This window comes from Sinomonas sp. (assembly GCF_036848755.1).
Taxonomy (GTDB): Bacteria; Actinomycetota; Actinomycetes; order Actinomycetales; family Micrococcaceae; genus Sinomonas.
Genome location: NZ_DAIUJO010000045.1, coordinates 13,150 through 28,878 on the forward strand (window position 1 = coordinate 13,150; position 15,729 = coordinate 28,878).

15 protein-coding genes are annotated in these 15,729 nt (G+C 68.2%); 6 read left to right on the forward strand and 9 right to left on the reverse strand.

The features are described from left to right. Positions 1–83 precede the first annotated feature (83 nt). The gene (locus V7053_RS09205) at positions 84–3,290 is read right to left on the reverse strand and encodes an HAD-IA family hydrolase (RefSeq protein ID WP_334171979.1); all 3,207 of its coding nucleotides are present in this window, start codon (positions 3,288–3,290) and stop codon (positions 84–86) included. An 86-nt stretch (positions 3,291–3,376) separates the two neighbouring features. Here V7053_RS09205 and mgtA point away from each other — a divergent pair, with 86 nt between their 5' ends. From mgtA to V7053_RS09235, 6 genes are all read left to right on the forward strand, one after another. Beyond that, on the forward strand, positions 3,377–6,067 hold the full coding sequence (gene mgtA, locus V7053_RS09210; protein WP_334171980.1) for a magnesium-translocating P-type ATPase: 2,691 nt from the start codon (positions 3,377–3,379) through the stop codon (positions 6,065–6,067). Positions 6,068–6,132: 65 nt separating this feature from the next. Continuing rightward, complete coding sequence (locus tag V7053_RS09215) at positions 6,133–6,303, forward strand: hypothetical protein (protein WP_334171981.1); 171 nt, start codon at positions 6,133–6,135, stop codon at positions 6,301–6,303. Next, the gene (locus tag V7053_RS09220) at positions 6,300–7,001 is read left to right on the forward strand and encodes a cytochrome b N-terminal domain-containing protein (RefSeq protein WP_334171982.1); all 702 of its coding nucleotides are present in this window, start codon (positions 6,300–6,302) and stop codon (positions 6,999–7,001) included. Before V7053_RS09215 ends, V7053_RS09220 begins: the two co-directional genes overlap by 4 nt. Further along, positions 6,998–7,966: a hypothetical protein gene (locus V7053_RS09225; RefSeq protein ID WP_334171983.1), complete on the forward strand. Its 969-nt coding sequence runs from the start codon at positions 6,998–7,000 to the stop codon at positions 7,964–7,966. Before V7053_RS09220 ends, V7053_RS09225 begins: the two co-directional genes overlap by 4 nt. Before the next feature lie 54 nt (positions 7,967–8,020). Continuing rightward, entirely contained in the window at positions 8,021–8,494 is a 474-nt protein-coding gene (locus tag V7053_RS09230; RefSeq protein WP_334171984.1) for a pyridoxamine 5'-phosphate oxidase family protein, read from the forward strand. A gap of 35 nt (positions 8,495–8,529) precedes the next feature. Beyond that, the gene (locus V7053_RS09235) at positions 8,530–9,537 is read left to right on the forward strand and encodes an L-lactate dehydrogenase (RefSeq protein WP_334171985.1); all 1,008 of its coding nucleotides are present in this window, start codon (positions 8,530–8,532) and stop codon (positions 9,535–9,537) included. Between the two features lie 44 nt (positions 9,538–9,581). On the opposite strand, the gene V7053_RS09240 is transcribed toward V7053_RS09235, so the two are convergent. From V7053_RS09240 to V7053_RS09275, 8 genes are all read right to left on the reverse strand, one after another. Further along, positions 9,582–10,445, reverse strand: a complete 864-nt coding sequence (locus tag V7053_RS09240) for a polyphosphate kinase 2 family protein (protein ID WP_334171986.1) — start codon at positions 10,443–10,445, stop codon at positions 9,582–9,584. Position 10,446: 1 nt separating this feature from the next. Beyond that, positions 10,447–10,959, reverse strand: a complete 513-nt coding sequence (locus V7053_RS09245) for a universal stress protein (RefSeq protein ID WP_334171987.1) — start codon at positions 10,957–10,959, stop codon at positions 10,447–10,449. A 60-nt stretch (positions 10,960–11,019) separates the two neighbouring features. Next, positions 11,020–12,648 carry an FAD-dependent monooxygenase gene (locus tag V7053_RS09250; protein ID WP_334171988.1) on the reverse strand — a complete coding sequence of 543 codons (1,629 nt, stop codon included), beginning with the start codon at positions 12,646–12,648 and terminating at the stop codon, positions 11,020–11,022. Continuing rightward, positions 12,624–13,190 carry a hypothetical protein gene (locus V7053_RS09255; protein WP_334171989.1) on the reverse strand — a complete coding sequence of 189 codons (567 nt, stop codon included), beginning with the start codon at positions 13,188–13,190 and terminating at the stop codon, positions 12,624–12,626. The genes V7053_RS09250 and V7053_RS09255 overlap by 25 nt, the downstream gene beginning before the upstream one ends. Before the next feature lie 420 nt (positions 13,191–13,610). Continuing rightward, a complete protein-coding gene (locus V7053_RS09260; RefSeq protein ID WP_334171990.1) occupies positions 13,611–14,042 on the reverse strand; it encodes a hypothetical protein in 432 nt (143 codons plus the stop codon). A gap of 16 nt (positions 14,043–14,058) precedes the next feature. After that, positions 14,059–14,703: an NADPH-dependent F420 reductase gene (locus V7053_RS09265; RefSeq protein ID WP_334171991.1), complete on the reverse strand. Its 645-nt coding sequence runs from the start codon at positions 14,701–14,703 to the stop codon at positions 14,059–14,061. A gap of 30 nt (positions 14,704–14,733) precedes the next feature. After that, positions 14,734–15,087 carry a hypothetical protein gene (locus V7053_RS09270; RefSeq protein ID WP_334171992.1) on the reverse strand — a complete coding sequence of 118 codons (354 nt, stop codon included), beginning with the start codon at positions 15,085–15,087 and terminating at the stop codon, positions 14,734–14,736. Between the two features lie 104 nt (positions 15,088–15,191). Further along, positions 15,192–15,548 carry an SPW repeat protein gene (locus V7053_RS09275; protein WP_334171993.1) on the reverse strand — a complete coding sequence of 119 codons (357 nt, stop codon included), beginning with the start codon at positions 15,546–15,548 and terminating at the stop codon, positions 15,192–15,194. Positions 15,549–15,729 lie beyond the last annotated feature (181 nt).

A 15,729-nucleotide genomic window follows, 5' to 3' on the forward strand; every position in this document is an offset into this window, starting at 1 on the left:
TTGCACCCTCCATTCGCCGCCCCGCACGGTGCGACGCTTCGGAGCCTTTCCTATTCGGAGCCTTTCCTATTGTCAGGCGAAGCCTACCGGTGCGGAAGGCGGAAATGATGCGAGCCGCCGGGCACGAGCAGAACCTCCTCGCGCCCGAGTCGGAGACGCACGGGTGCGGCGTCGCCCGGCGCTGACGTGACGGAGAGCCGCGCATGTTCGAGCCGGACCTCAAGCAGTTGGTCGCGATAGCGTACCCGGAAGCCGACCGAGCGCAGTTCGGTGGGCAGCTGCGGCGCGAAGACGAGGGCGTCTGCCGTCAGGCGGAGCCCTGAGAAGCTGCGTTGGACCACGTCGAGGGTGCCCGCCATGGCACCGAGGTGCACGCCTGCGCGCGTGGTGCCTCCCTGAGTGTCGTCGAGGTCGGCGTCGAGGGCCTCCCGGAAGGTTTCCCAGGCCCTCTCGGCATTCATGCCCGCAAGGACCGACGCATGGGCGACCCGACTGAGCGTCGAGCCGTGAGCAGTCCGAGCAAGGTAGTAGTCCACGGTCCGGGACAGCTGTCCGGGCGTCGTCGCGTACCCGAGTCGGTGGAGGAGGGCGATGAGCTCGTCGTGGCCGAGGAGGTAGAGAAGCATCAGGGCGTCCGCTTGCTTCGAGAGCTTGTAGCGGTTCGTGGTGTCGCCCTCCGCCTCGAGGATCAGGTCGAGCCGTTCGATGTTGTGGTACTTGTCCCGGTAGGCCTCCCAGTCGAGTTCCGCGAGGTCTCCGTAGCCGGCGAACTGGCTCACGATCCCGTCGTCGTGGAAGGGAACAGCCATCCTGCGGCTGACGTGCTCCCACTTCTCTTGCTCTTCGGGGTGGACCTCGAGGCGTTCGATCAGGCTTTCCCTGTCGTGGCCCCGCACGACCTCGAGGACGCGGCACGCCGTGAGGCACACCCAGGCAGCCATGACGTTCGTGTAGGCGTTGTCGTCGAGGCCGTCGCCTTCCCGCTCAGGGTATCCGGTGTGGTACTCGTCCGGCCCCATGAGCCCCCGAAGGTGGAAGCGGTCATCCTCCGCGTCGTAGTCGGCCAGCGACGCGAAGAGCCGGGCGACCTCGATCACGAGGTCGGCGCCCTGCTGGAGCAGCCAGTACCTGTCACGCGTGGCCTCGAAGTACTGCCAGGCATTGAACGCGATGCCCAGACCGACGTGGCGCTGAAGGCGCGAGCGGTCGGGCAGCCAGTGCCCCGACCGCGGGTTGAAGATCCACTCGGGGGTTTCCTCGCGCCCGTCGCTTCCGCTCTGCCATGGGAAGAGCGCTCCTTCGAGCCCTTGGGCGGCGGCAGCCTGCCGCGCCGCCGGAAGGCGCCGCCAGCGGTAGGCGATGAGGGAACGGGCGACGGCGGGGAGCCGCGAAGTGATGAGCGGCAGCACGAAGAGCTCGTCCCAGAAGACGTGGCCCCTGTAGCCTTCGCCGTGGAGTCCGCGGGCGGGAACACCAACATCCAGGTTGGCGACGAACGGGGCGAGGACCTGCAGGACGTGGAACACATGGAGGTTCACCACGAGCTGCACATGCGTGGCCCCCTCGAGACTCACCGTGAACAGCGGAAGCAGCCTCTTCCACGCCGCCGAGTGCTCGGCAAGAAGCTCTTCGAACGTCTGTGCGGAACGCTCGAGGACCGCGGTCGCCGCTGCCTTCGGAGACGAGATGGCCCTGTCGCGGGAGGTGGCGAAGGCGGCGGTCTTCGCGATGCGGACCGAAACCCCGTCATCCAACGCGAGGACGAAGTGATGGAAGTGCAGTTCGCCGACCCGTCCGGCCATTCCCCGAGCGTGGGGCCCGCCGTCCGCCACGGTCCGCATCGCCGTCGCGATCCGCACGTGGCTCTGGATGGTCTCCGCCTCCGCAACGAGAATTCCAGGTCCCGCCCCGTACCCTGTTCCGCCGTCGTCTGCTGCTTCGTCGTCCGCTGCCCCGTCGTCGAACCCGGTGACGTCGCGGAGGTGGCGCCGGGCCAGCAGCGAGTCCTCGAAGACGTTCTCGTTGCTCATGTCCAAGTCCACGCCGCTTCGGACTGAGACCTCCCCGCTCCACCCTTCGGCGGTCACGGTGCTCTCGAGGGCCACGAGGTGAGGGTCCGCCATGGACACGAAACGGCGCTGGCGCACCCTGAGCCGACGGCCGTCGTCGTCCGCGACGATGGCCTCTCGGATGAGGACTGCCTCGTGCAGATCCAGCACCCGGCGCTCGGAAACGAGAGTGAGGCCGCCCTGCGACCACCAGGTCCCGCCGCTGATCCTCAGATCGAGATGAAGCCAGTTGGGTCCGTTCACCATATGCTCGTCTTCGGTCTCGCGGCCTTCGACGAGATTGACGACCCGGTTGTAGACCCCGCTCAGATAGGTTCCCGGGTATCCGATGCCGCCTCTTCCGCTTTCCGGTGCGGCACCTCTGACGCCCAGATAGCCGTTGCAGAGGGTCGTGAGGGCCTCCCTGTGCCCCTCGTGGCCGGCGTCCACGCCCTCGTAGACGAGCAGCCACGGGTCTGCGATGACGAGGCCGAGATCGAGCTCGCCGACGTCGTCGAGGACGACGTCGGCACCTGCCTCTTCGAGTTCGGCCCTGCGGCCGCCGTGGTCGACTCCGACGACGAGGCCGAAGCCTCCCCGGTGCGCCGCCTCGACGCCGGCAGCCGCGTCTTCGATGACGACGGCGCGGGCACTCTCGACACCCAGCCTGCGCGCCGCCTCGAGGAAGGTGTCAGGGCTGGGCTTGCCGGGAAGGTGGAGGCGATCGGCTTCGACGCCGTCGAGGACGACGTCGAACGCGTCCTCGAGGTGTGCGGACTGCAAGACCGCGCGGGCGTTCCTGCTGGCCGTGGCCAGCGCAACCGGCACGCGGCCGGCCCGCAGGCGCTCGAGGAGGTCCACGGTCCCGGCGAACACCGAGACGCCGTCCTCTTCGAGGCGCTTCCTGAAGAGCTGGTCCTTCATCCCCCCGAGTCCGAAGGCGGTCCAGCGGCCGGGCGGGTCATCGGCGTCCCCGCGCGGGACGGAGATGCCGCGGGCGCCGAGAAACGAGAGGACCCCTTCCTCGCGCGGACGGCCGTCCACGAGATCGAGGTAGTCGCGCCGGGTGAAGGGCGAAGTGTCGGCCCCTTCGGCCGCCCTCGGATCCTTCAGGACGGAATCGAAGAGCTCCCTCCACGCGGCCTCGTGCACGACCGCCGTGTCCGTGACGACACCGTCGAGGTCGAAGACGACCGCATCGAAAGGGGGGCGGGCGGCGTCCCACGTCGGCGACCGTGTCATGGCCAACTTGTACCAGCGATCGCACCGCGGGGCCAGTGGCGAGTTGCAGGTCCCGCGCAGGGACAACTCCCCGTAGAGTGTGCCTCGTGAGCCTCCAGACCTTCCCGGCTCTGGTCCAGATCCCCGCGGCCAGCGCCGCGGCCATGCCGGTCGCCGACCTGCTGGGCGCACTCGGCTCCACGCCTTCCGGGCTGGGCCAAGGCGAAGCGACACGTCGGCTCGCACTCGGGGCCAACGTGCTCGAGGCACGGCGGGTCAGCTGGCCCCATGTGCTGGCGCGCCAGTTCGCGAGCCCGCTCCAGGCGCTTCTCGTGGCGGCCGCGGCCATGTCTTTCGCGACGGGGGACCGGCTCAACGCGACCATCATCGTCGGAATCCTTCTCGGGAGCGGTCTGCTCGGGTTCGTGAACGAGTTCAGGGCCGAGCGCACCGCTGCGGATCTGCACGAGCGGATCAGCCACACGGTCGTCGTGGTCCGCGACGGCATGGAACGTGCGCTTCCGGTGCGCGAGCTCGTTCCCGGGGACCTCATCCGGCTCAGCCTGGGCAACATCGTCCCTGCGGATGCCCGCGTCCTCGAGGCAGATGAACTGGAGACGGACGAGGGCGTCCTGACGGGCGAGTCGGCCCCGGTGGAGAAGAGTCCTGATCCGGTCCCCGAGGCCTCGAGCCTCGGCGACCTCACGGACTGCCTCCTGATGGGGACGGTGGTGCACTCGGGTTCGGCCCGCGCCGTCGTGACGGCGACGGGGAAGGCTACGGCCTTCGGCCACATCGCAGAGGGCCTCGCCCAGGGCCTGCCCGAGACGGCCTTCCAACGCGGCCTCAAGGAGTTCTCGCTCATGCTCCTGTGGGTGGGGATTGCGCTCACCGTCGGGATCCTCGGGGTCAATCTCCTCCTCGCGCGGCCGTTTCTCGACTCAGTCCTGTTCTCGCTCGCCATCGCCGTGGGCATCACGCCCCAGCTGCTCCCCGCCGTGGTCAGCACGAGCCTTGCCGCGGGTTCGCGTCTCCTGGCCAAGGACGGCGTGCTCGTGAAGCGGCTCCTCGCGATCGAGGACCTGGGCAACCTCGACGTTCTCGTCACGGACAAGACCGGGACCCTCACGGAAGGCCGGATCGGCTTCGAGGAGGCCCAGGCCGCCGAGCCGGCCCTCCCCGGCGCCGCGCAACGGCTCGCCGAGCTCGCGGTGCTCTGCTGCGAGGCGGACCCGTCCTCGCCCGCGGCCTCCGGCGCGGGGCAGAACCCGGTCGACGCCGCGCTCTGGGATGCCTTCCCAGAGCTGCCGGGGCGCCTTGCGGGCCGACGTCGGCTCGGCCTCCGACCCTTCGACCATGAGACCCGGATGATGGAGACGCTCGTCGACGGGGATGGGACCGGCGTGCCGCTGCGCATTCTCAAGGGCGCGCCGGAGGCGGTCCTCGAACGCTGCTCCGATGTGCCCGGTGAGACGCGGGGCCGGCTCGAGGAGCTGTTCCGGCGCGGAGCACGGGTGGTCGCGGTGGCCAGCGGGCCGGACGGGGGTCCCCTCCGGCTCGCGGGCTTCCTGACCTTCATCGACCGCCCCAAGGCCGACGCCCGGGAGTCGCTGGACCGGCTCGCCGCGCTGGGCATCGAGGTCAAGATCGCCACGGGGGACAACGCCCTGGTCGCCGAACACGTCATGTCCGTGCTGGGGATGACAAGCAGCAGTGTCCTCACCGGAGCCCAGGTCGAAGCCATGGACGACGACGAGCTTGCCTCGGCGGCGATCGGCGCCCGGGCTTTTGCCCGTGTCTCACCGGAGCAGAAGTCGCGCATCGTCACGGTGCTGCGGCGCACCCACGCCGTGGGGTTCCTCGGCGACGGCGTCAACGACGCTCTCGCGCTGAACCGGGCGGACGTCGGGATCTCGGTGGACAGCGCCGCCGACGTCGCGAAGGACGCCGCCGACGTCGTTCTCCTCGAGAAGGACCTGGGGGTGCTCGCGGACGGGGTGGTCGGAGGCCGGCGCATCTTCGCGAACACCATCAAGTACCTCCTGATGGGCACGAGCAGCAACTTCGGCAATATGTTCTCAGCGGCGGCTGCGAGTGCCTTCCTGTCCTTCCTGCCGATGCTGCCCGGACAGATCCTGCTCAACAACCTCCTCTACGACACGAGCCAGCTCGCGATCCCCACGGACAACGTCGACCAGGACCAGCTCCGCAAGCCGGCCCACTGGGACATCGGCCTCATCCGGCGCTTCATGGTCGTCTTCGGGCCGGTGTCCTCGCTGTTCGACTTTGCGACGTTCGGGCTCATGCTCTGGGTGTTCCGCGCGGCGCCCGAGGAGTTCCGGGCAGGCTGGTTCGTCGAGTCCCTCGCGACGCAGACGCTCATCGTCTTCGCGATCCGCACCCGGCGCATCCCGTTCTTCCGAAGCGCCGCGTCGAAGGCGCTCACGGCAAGCGTCATCGCCGTGGTGGCCCTCGGAGCCCTCATCCCGTACACGGCGTTCGGCTCCCTCATCGGCTTCAGGCCGCTCCCTGCCCCGTTCTTCCTCGCGCTCGTGGGAATGGTCGCCCTCTACCTCGTCCTCGTCGAAGTTGCGAAGCACTTCTTCTACCGCGCCATGGACGCCCGGGCACTGCGGGAGCAGGCGGCCCGCCTTGCCGTTCGCGCGGTCCCTGCGATTCCCGCACACGCCGTGCACGCTTCCCACGCCCGGGTGCACCGGCGCGCCGTGCCGTTCCTCGTGCACACCGGACGGCCGCGGGTCCACCGTGCGGGAGGCGTGGCGCGCGGGCGGCGTTGAGCACGATGCTCAGGCGGGCCGAACGGCTCTAGTGGGGATCCCTTCCCGGCGGCCACGATCATCACGTGAATCTGTCAGCATTTCAGGCCGCGAGCCTTCTCGCCGCCCAAGGGATCTACCTCGGATGGGGACCGTTTACCGTTCAGCTGGGGAACCTCCTCGTCATCGTCGCGATGGTCGTGCTGTTCGTCGTGGCGCTGTTCCTGCCGTTCCCCGGGGGAAGGGGCAGGAAATGAGCGCGGAGCAGGGCGGCGGGGGCCGCATCATCTCGTGGACGGGACGGTTCCGTGAGTGGGGTCTGCGGACCCTTCCTCCGGACAAGCTGCTGCCCGAGACGCAGCCGAGCTACGTCGCGTCCTGGATCTACGTCTTCGGCATGGCGTCGATCGCGTCCCTCGGGTACGTGATCGTCTCCGGATTCGTCCTTGCCCTCAACGGGCCGGCCTGGTACCACGTCTCGGCCTTCGGCCATTTCATCAACAGCACCCACCTGTGGAGTGTCGAGCTGTTCTTCATGTTCATGGTCATCCACCTGTGGGGGAAGTTCTGGATGGCGTCCTGGCGCGGCGGCCGCGCTCTGACCTGGATCACCGGCGTTCTGGCGTTCGTCGTCTCGATCGTGACGGCGTTCACGGGATACCTCCTGCAGACCAACTTCGACTCCGAGTGGATCGCGTTCCAGGCCAAGGACGCGCTCAACGCCGTCGGGGTCGGTGCGTGGTTCAACGTGGCCAACCTCGGCCAGATCCTCATGTGGCACATCGTGCTGCTGCCGCTCGCGGTGGGGGCCGTCGTCGTCCTCCACGTGCTCCTCGTGCGGGCGCGCGGGGTCGTGCCGCCGCTCGAGGCCGCCGAGACCGACGCGCAGATCAGGGGCACCCACGATTTCGAGGCGGCGGAGACCCTCACGCCCAAGGAAGGTGATGCGCTGTGACTGCCGTATCCGAACGTCCAGCCCCGAGCCCCGAAAGGCCGAACCGCGGAACGAGGGATCTCGACCGCAGGCCGTGGCGCGGGGCGGTGCGCGAGTACGACCTCGTCAAGGAGCTCGTCTACGCGCTTGTCGTAGTCGGCCTGCTCACGGTGGGTCTCGCCGCCGTCGTCGGCTCCCCGGACGATGCGCCCGTCACGCTTCAGCAGTGGGCGACGACGGCGCCGTCGGACTTCGTGGCGACCGCCACCGCCGAGCTCGGCGGGACGAGCACCACGGCCCAGTACGGGCCCCCCTACAACTCGACGCAGGGTGCGAGCCAGACGCTGGGGCCGATCGACCTGCAGAGCCTCTCCGGAGTCCGGCTGCCCGTGGACACGGCGCAGGATTTCGTTCTCGGTCCCCTCGGGACCCTCCCGCAGCCGCCGGCTGGGCTTGCCGCGTGGAACGCTGCAAGCGACAAGCAGCGCACCGACTGGACCGCTGCCTACTCCGACGCCCTCTCCAAGGCGCCGGACGGCGACCCCGCCAAGGCGGCTCCCGGCGACTACGGGCCAGTCCCCGGCTTGGATTCGGCGCTGCTCGCGATGGCGCAGAAGGGCACCCTCGAGGGCGCGCTCGACGGCGGGACCCTCGCAGGGCTCGACCGCACCAAGACAGTGCTGTTCCTCGGCGACGGGACGTATTTCCCGGGCCTGGCCGACAGCCAGCACCTGACCGGTGACCAGTGGGGGATGATGAACGAGACCGGCAACTACCCCGGCCAGTCGTGGCTGTGGCTGTTCTCGTTCTGGTACCAGATTCCGCCGTTCAACGGGCTGGCGAACGCCGATCTCGTGATCGTCGGCATCATGGTGCTGCTGACCCTGGCCCTCATGTTCCTTCCGTTCATCCCCGGGCTGCGCTCGATCCCGCGGCTCATTCCGATCCACCGTCTGGTCTGGCGGGATTACTACCGGAGACGGTGAGAAGAGGACTTTGAGCCCATGCCTGAGGCGACGTGACAGACCTAGACTGTGGCCATGACAACGCGGTCGATGCGGTACCCGGAGGTCAACGAACTCGCGAGCGAGGAGTGCTGGGCGCGGCTGCGCACCATGGTCGTCGGGCGGCTTTCGATCTCCGGCGCCGAGTATCCGGAGCTCTTTCCCATCAACTACGTGGTGGACCGCGGCACGGTCGTGTTCCGGTCGGACCCCGGGACCAAGATCGCCGCGTCCATGGACAGAGCACGCGTGGCCTTCGAGGTCGACGGCTTCGAGCCGGCGACCAACGAGGCGTGGTCGGTCGTCATCAAGGGCGGTCTCGAGCCTGTGCTCCAGACGACGGAGATCGTCGATGCCCTGACTCTTCCGCTGTTTCCCTGGCAGCACGGGTCGAAGGCGTTCTTTGTCCGGATCGTCCCCGTGGCGCTGACAGGACGCCAGTTCGTCGTCGCAGACCCCGGGCACTGGGCATCCCAGCTCATGGGCGTGCGCCGCGCCTCCGAAGAATAGCCGCCCCGATGTCTTCTCCGGGCCCGGGGTAGACCATGGCCGGATCGGGGAAGCTGGCGATCGTCGGCGCGGGCGACGTGGGGAGCTCGATCGCCTATGCGTCGCTGATCCGCGCGTCCGCCCGGGAGATCGTGCTGTACGACCTTGATGGGCCGAAGGCCGAGGCGCAGGTCCTCGACCTCGCCCACGGAAGCCAGTTCGCCGGCGTGGCGAGCGTCGACGGCGGCGGCGACATCGGCTGCACGGCCGGGGCCGACGTCGTCGTCATCGCGGCGGGCGCCAAGCAGAAGCCCGGGGAGAGCCGCCTCGCGCTCGCCAGCACGAACGCCGCCATCCTGCAGTCCCTGCTTCCACAGCTCCAGGAGAACGCCCCGGACGCCGTGTTTGTGCTGGTGACCAACCCCTGTGACGTGCTGACCATGGTCGCGCAGCGCATCCTGGGCTTGCCGGCCGGGCGAGTCCTTGGTTCGGGGACCCTGCTGGACACTGCGCGGCTGCGGTGGCTCCTCGCGCAGAGGGCACGGGTTTCGCTCTCCAACGTGCACGCCTACATCGTCGGCGAGCACGGCGACAGCGAGTTGCCGCTGTGGAGCAGCGCAAGCATCGGCGGAGTCCGGCTCAGGGATTGGGTCGACGCCGACGGCTCGCGGCCGTTCGGCGAACGGAGCCTTGACGAGCTGGCCCGGGAAGTCACGCGCGCCGCGTACCGCGTGATCGCGGGCAAGGGCGCGACGAACTATGCGATCGGTCTCGCGGCGGCCCGGATCGTCGAGGCGATCCTCGCGGGCGAGGACGCGGTGCTCCCCGTGTCCACCGTCCTTGGCGGCCCGGACGAACTCTCGGGGGTCGCCCTGAGCCTGCCGTGCGTGGTCGGAGGACGCGGCGTCCGGGCCGTGCTCGACGTCCCGATGGACGACGCCGAACGGGCCCGCCTGGCGCGCTCGGCGGCAGCGGTCCGCTCAGCAGCGGCCGGGCTCGCGGGGGTTGGGCTCGCACGGCCCGGGCTCGCGGGGCCCGATCAGGACGTGGCCGCGCCAAGGTGATGTGCCGGGCTGAAGTGTGTGGGCCAGCTGAACTATCCGCCGGACTAGGTCTCCGCGAGTCTCCGCTTCTGCTCGTCGACGTCGTAGTCGGGGGTGGGCCACGTGAGGTCCATGCGCTCGAGGGCCGCGACGAGGAGCTCTTGGACCACGAGCCGTGAGTACCACTTGTTGTCGGCGGGCACGACATACCACGGCGCGTAGACCGTGCTGGTGCGTTCCAAGGCGTCCTGGTAGGCAGCCATATAGTCGTCCCAATATGCCCGTTCGCTGACATCGCCCGGGTTGAACTTCCATTGCTTTGCCGGATCGTCCAGCCGTGCGGAGAGCCGCCGCTTCTGCTCATTGCGGCTGATATGGAGCATGACCTTGAGCACCGTTGTTCCGGCCGCGTGGAGATCCCATTCGAAGTCCCGGATTGCCGAGAAGCGCCGTTCGAGCTCGTCCCGGTCGATCCACCCGTGGACGCGCGGCACGAGAACGTCTTCGTAGTGGGACCGGTCGAAGCACCCCACCATGCCCGGGCGGGGGAGCTGTCTCTCGATGCGCCAGAGGAAGTCGTGAGCCTTCTCTTCTTCGGTGGGAGCGCGGAACGCGGCAAGCTGGACGCCCTGGACGTCGACTGCGCCGACCACGTGGCTCACCATTCCGCCCTTGCCGGCGGTATCCATCCCCTGCAGAACGAGCAGGAGCGAACGCCGTCCGCCGGCGCGACCGTCTGCGAACAGCCGCTGCTGCAGGTCGGCGAGATGAGGATCCCGGAGGGTGAGGATGGCCTCGCCTTGAGTCTTCGCGCCGTGGAAGCCGGGTGTCAGAGATGAGTCGACACGGGCAAGCGAGAACGGTTCGCCTACTTCGAGGAGCTCTTCGGGTGGCTCGAAGAAACCGTTCCCGGGGCTGCGCTTCGTCATCTCAGGCGGGCGCTGTGGTCGCTGTCGCTCGCGCCGTCTCCACACTGGCCGGGCCAGCCTTGGAGTCCTGGGGAGTATGCAGGACCAGGACTGGGCAATCGGCATGTTCAGCGCAAGCGGCGCTGACCGAGCCGAGCAGGAGCCCCACGAAGCCTCCGAGGCCCCGGGAACCGACGATGAGCAGGCGGGCGTTGCGGGTGTTCTCGATCAGGACGTGGGCGGCGGGTCCGGAGGCCACGAGGGTGCTCAGGCCTGCGGGCAGCTTGTCGCCGTAGGCCTCCTGAAGGGATTGCTGGAGCACCTCGCGCGCGTCGGCCTCTGGGCTCCATTCCATGCTGGGATAGGCGCCGATCACTCCGGCCGCAGGGAACTGCCACACGATGGCTGCGGTAATCGGTCCGCCGACTGTGGGTTCGAGGCGCGCGGCCCAGCGCAGCGCTTCGATGGAAAGGGGCGAACCGTCCACGCCCACCACGATGCCCGTGAGGGCCTTTTCTGCCTCTGTGTCATCCATGCCATGAGGGTAGATTCGGCGGCAGGCGCCAGATAGGGCCTTAGGCCACCTCGCTGGACCTCATCGCGCGCCGGGCATCGGCGCACCCGGCATCGGCGCACCCGGCATCGGCGCAACAAGTCGCAGCCAGTCGCGCAGCTGGTCCACATCCGCTGCTCCGCACCGGAAGCCCACGTAGCCGTCCGGCCGCACCGCGACGACGGCGCGGCCGGGGTGGCTCGAGAGGCGGTGTGAGTGGACTGCGCCGTCGAGTCCTGAGAGTTGCGAGACGGGAACGTCGAGTGCGGCATCCCGCTCGAGCAAGATGTGGACACCTGGTTCCGCGGTCAGCTCGTGGAGCCTCGTGGCGTGTCCGTCGGCGATGACCGGCTGATCGGGAAGCCGGTCGCCCGGATGTGGCCACCGCGGGGCAGAGGGGGTTCCGTCTCGGGATATGGGGCTGCGTCGATAGCGTACGAAGGGCTGAGCGAGGAGCCGGACAGCGCTCGCGGGGATCCGCTTCTGGCGCAGCAGGGCTGGCAGGATGGCGGCGGTGTGGGGAAGGATCCTGCTTCGGGCCAGCCGGGCCACCGGATGAGGTGACGCCTCGCCGAAGAAGAGGAGGTGGGTCAAGGCCAGAACCTCGCGGGCGGCGGGCCGCCGCTCCGCCTCGTAGGAGGCGAGCAGCTCGGAGGAGTCCTCCCGGTGCGAGGCGAATCCCAGCTTCCAGCCCAGGTTGACCGCGTCCAGGATGCCGTTGTTCATCCCTTGGCCCCCGGCAGGCGAGTGGGCATGCGCTGCATCGCCCGCGATGAATAGCGGACCGTGCCTGAACCTGCTGGCGACACGGTGCTGAAGCGGCACCTGAGCTGACCAGCGCACCTCGTCGATCGTCTCCGGAAGCCCCGAGTCTGCAAGGAGCTTCCCCAGCACCTCACATGGAACGCTGGGCCCCAGCTGGCCGAATTCGGCGGTCGGACCAGGGCTCGCCGGTCGGGTTGCCAGCATGCGCCAGGTCGCTCCCTCACCGAGTGCGAAGAGGAAGGCCAGCCCGGAGGCGCCGACGGCGACGTGGAGGAGGCCCGGCTCCAGATCTCCGCTGAGTTCGACGTCGGCGAGAATCGCCTCCACCGGATACGGCGCGCCGCGCCACGCGGAGCCGATGAGGCCGCGCACAGTGCTGGGCTGGCCGTCGCATCCCGCGATGAAGCGGGCCTGATGGGCTTCGGGTCCCCGCTCTGCCGAATTCAGCTCAGCCTCGACCATTCGGCCCTCGGCTGGTGCGGAGCTGACCCCCCGGAACTCGACTCCCCACTCCACGTGGACGCCACGGGCTTGAAGCGCGGCGCGGAGCACGTCTTCGACGTCAGCCTGCCGCATGAGGGTGAGATGCGGGAACGCCGTGTCGGGGAGATCCACGTGGCCGAGCCGGACCCGGACTTCACGCGTGCCGAGATGGAGGCGTGCCTCGGGTGCGGTGTCGGCGCGGTCCAAGAGGTGAGCAGTGACTCCCAGCGGGCGCAGGCACTCGAGGGCCCGGGCATGGAGCATCATGGCGCGCGAAGGCCGGAACTGTTGGGTCCGTCGGTCGATGATTCGGACGCTCGCGCCGTGTGCCATTGCGGCGAGGGCCGCCGAGAGGCCCGTCGGGCCGGCGCCTACGACGAGGACGTCACTGTGCGCGGTCACTCCGCCGCGAGAAGGCGCCACCACGCTCCATCGGGGCCGTCCGAGGACGTCGCCATCCGGGTCGGTTCTGCCAGTGCTTCGTCACGCCGTAGGCCGGGCAGCACCTTGTACCGGATGGTGCCCGGGACGCATACCAGCTCGAGCACCCGCCAGAGCGCTGATGCGTAGTGCTGCGCCTGTTGCGGTCCGTCCCACTCGTAGAAGCCGCGGTAGTTGCCCGCGGCGTCGTGGGCGCACCAGAGTTTGGTGACCATGCCGGGAAATCCCACGAAGAGCGGTGTGTTGAGGATGCTCTCCGCCTCGAAGAGGCGGTGCACCCGACCGCGCACGAGGCGCAATGTGAAGGCGACGACGAGGACGCACGGATCCGCTGGCAGAACGTCGTCGACCCTCGTCTCCCGGAAGACGCGCGTGACGCTGCCATCCGCGAAGCGCAGAATCCGTCCCACATTCTCGCGGGGAAGATGCACTCGCCCGCGGGCAAGCAGGACGGCGCTCCTCCCCACGCACAGCGCGACTGCACGCCACGCTGGGCCCCTCGGAGCGGGCCCGGTCCCAGCCATGGCTATTCCTTCTGCCCCGTACGTCATCGTTGCTCCCTCCCGCCGTTTGAGTCTGGGGGCCCGGGTCGGACGTAGGAATATTCCCAGGGGCGTGGACCCCGGCCCGCCTCCACCCACCCGTCCCGCTCTATCTGAGCCAGCAGCTCAGGCAAGCTCTCTTCCATCCCCGGCGCCCACGCCTCACGAGGCTGCCTGGCGCCAAAGGGCGGCGTGGGGAAGGTCGCGCCGCGGTACAGTCTCCGACCGTCCTCGTCCTTGGCGACGAATCGGAGTTGGGCCAGTCCGTTCTGGGAGACGAGCGTGTAGAGGACTCGTGCCCACCACGAGGAAGAGGCGGCGTCCTCAAGTTCGACGTGAAGCGACCTCACGCTAATGGACTGTCTCCGAGTTCGAACACCATGCCTCCAGTCGCCGCGGGAGTCATCTCGACAGGTTGTCGATCATCTTCTCCAAGGTCTGGACGGCGCGCGCATAATCGCCGTCATCGAGCCCTTGGAGCATCCTGTCCCGGATCCCGTCCATCGCTTCGCGGGTCGCCCTGTATTCAGCACGGCCCGCGTTACCGAGGTGGTAGACGCCGGCCTTCTCGACTACGAGTCCCCCGCTCAGAAGCAGTTCCATTTCGGCTGCGAAAACGTCTCCCACTGACGCGTTGGAGTCGGAGTCGAGAGGCTCGGAAATGGCCTCCTCAAGCTTTTCGAACGTGGACGGCCCCTCGGCGAGAACGTTCAATGCGTGCCATTGCGTTCGGCTCAGACGATGCCTCTCCAGCGTTTCTCGCAAGGCCTCATCAATAGAGTGGTCGAGAGTTCTCAGCAGGGGAGTAATCGGCAGAGGAGTGGCTTCGTCCACAATGACCACATGAGCCTTAGGGGAGGATCCGCAGGGAAGTGTCCCAATTGAAGTTCTCATGAGCCGGACTCACCTGGAGACCGAAGATCAGGAGCATGATGGCCTCCAACTCGCGAGACCGGCGAAGTGGCCCGACGTCGATGGGACGCAGACGGGCTTTGGCCACGACCGCACTGACTTTCTCCTTGGCGGTCTCGGAGTCCCCTGCGATGAAGACGTCGAGATGTTGGCCGGCCACCGACCCAGCCTCGAGAGTGGCGGGGAAGACGGTATTGAAGGCCTTGACCACGTCTGCTCGGCCTTCAACCATTTCGGCGACCTCCTCCGCGCTCGAAGTCCCGGGAGGCGTGACGAGTCGGTCGAAGTTGGAAACGTCCACCGGGTTGGCCATGTCGACCAGTACGCGGCCGTCGATCCCGTCGCCCAGTTCGCGGACGGCGTTGCGGACCTCCGGGTAGGGAACCGCCAACATGACGATGCCTCCCTCGACAGGGGCGCCGACGATACCGCCGCTGGCTCCGGCTCCGAGTGATTCCACGAGATCGCGGGTCTGGCTTCCGTTGCGACCGAGAATCTGGACGGCACGGTTTGCGCGTATAGCCGTCTGGGCCAGGCCTCGTGCCATGCGCCCGCTGCCGATGATGGTGATCTCCGCAGTCACGTCTGCCTGCCTCCTCGCGGCTCCTCGAGCTCACTCCTGGGCATCGAGTTCCAGCTTGTTCAAAGAAAGGAACACCTTCCGTCCGTCCACGCGCGCGATCGAATCTCCCGCTGCGTAATAGTTCTCGGCCCAGAAGTGGGGTGCGGCCACCTTGAAGTATCCCTGCCGAAATAACCTCAGGGCCATCTCGGGCGGCACTTTGGGTTCGACTCCGACGATCGAACCGATTCCCAGGTTGATAAGACCCGGCGAGGATGAATCCAGACGTTCTTCGAAGGCTGCGGCCTTAAGGTCGGGGGCCCTGACGAATTCGACGCGTCCAAGCTCCTCGCCGTCTGCGTCCACTACGGACATGCCGACCTGAACCTGCTCGAGCAAGCTCACGTTGCCTCCTTAGGACCTGTGGAACGGTGCTTCGCAACCGGTGAAACACCGGCGGGCGGCCGCAGCTCGGGGCTGGCAGCCGCCCGGGGGAGACGTCATGCGCCTCAGTGAGAGGGCATGACCTTGTGGTGGGCGTCGATAGCTGGCCTGATGGCAGCCGCGGTGACGCCGGCGGCGATGATGCCTGCGATCCAGGAGGTCCAGGCAGCCCCGGTGTGGTCGGAGTAAGCGCCCATCCATGGGGAGACGAACAGCAGGACGCCTGCCGCGCACTGGACGTACTCGAGCCAAGGAGTGCCGGGCATTGAAAGGTTCAGCACGGCGGTGGCGATGAGCACGACGCCGAAGACCAGCATGAGCGTCCTCGAGGTGGTCGTCTGGGCGGTCCACAGGACTGCCAGAGCCGCGTAGAGGCCGCAGACGCCTGCGACGTAATCCTCCCAGCGCATCCATTTCTTCATGGGACTACTTCCTTTCTTTCCTTCCCAGGGTGCGGACCCGGGGATCCGCCTGAGCAGGGGCGTCCAGGCAGAGTCTGTAGTAGCTGTCCATGGCATCGAGCGTAGATTCGCAGGGGGACGCCAGATAGGGCCTTAGGCCACCTCCCGGCGCTTCAGCGGACGTGGGGCTCGGCGCTGCCCA

What these genes read in the sequence shown, in the direction of transcription:
- V7053_RS09245 (WP_334171987.1), bottom strand. Translation starts at nt 10,959, where the DNA reads ATGGATGACACAGAGGCAGAAAAGGCCCTCACGGGCATCGTGGTGGGC.
- V7053_RS09220 (WP_334171982.1), top strand. Translation starts at nt 6,300, where the DNA reads ATGAGCGCGGAGCAGGGCGGCGGGGGCCGCATCATCTCGTGGACGGGA.
- V7053_RS09275 (WP_334171993.1), bottom strand. Translation starts at nt 15,548, where the DNA reads ATGAAGAAATGGATGCGCTGGGAGGATTACGTCGCAGGCGTCTGCGGC.
- V7053_RS09230 (WP_334171984.1), top strand. Translation starts at nt 8,021, where the DNA reads ATGACAACGCGGTCGATGCGGTACCCGGAGGTCAACGAACTCGCGAGC.
- V7053_RS09255 (WP_334171989.1), bottom strand. Translation starts at nt 13,190, where the DNA reads ATGGCTGGGACCGGGCCCGCTCCGAGGGGCCCAGCGTGGCGTGCAGTC.
- V7053_RS09235 (WP_334171985.1), top strand. Translation starts at nt 8,530, where the DNA reads ATGGCCGGATCGGGGAAGCTGGCGATCGTCGGCGCGGGCGACGTGGGG.
- V7053_RS09240 (WP_334171986.1), bottom strand. Translation starts at nt 10,445, where the DNA reads ATGACGAAGCGCAGCCCCGGGAACGGTTTCTTCGAGCCACCCGAAGAG.
- V7053_RS09205 (WP_334171979.1), bottom strand. Translation starts at nt 3,290, where the DNA reads ATGACACGGTCGCCGACGTGGGACGCCGCCCGCCCCCCTTTCGATGCG.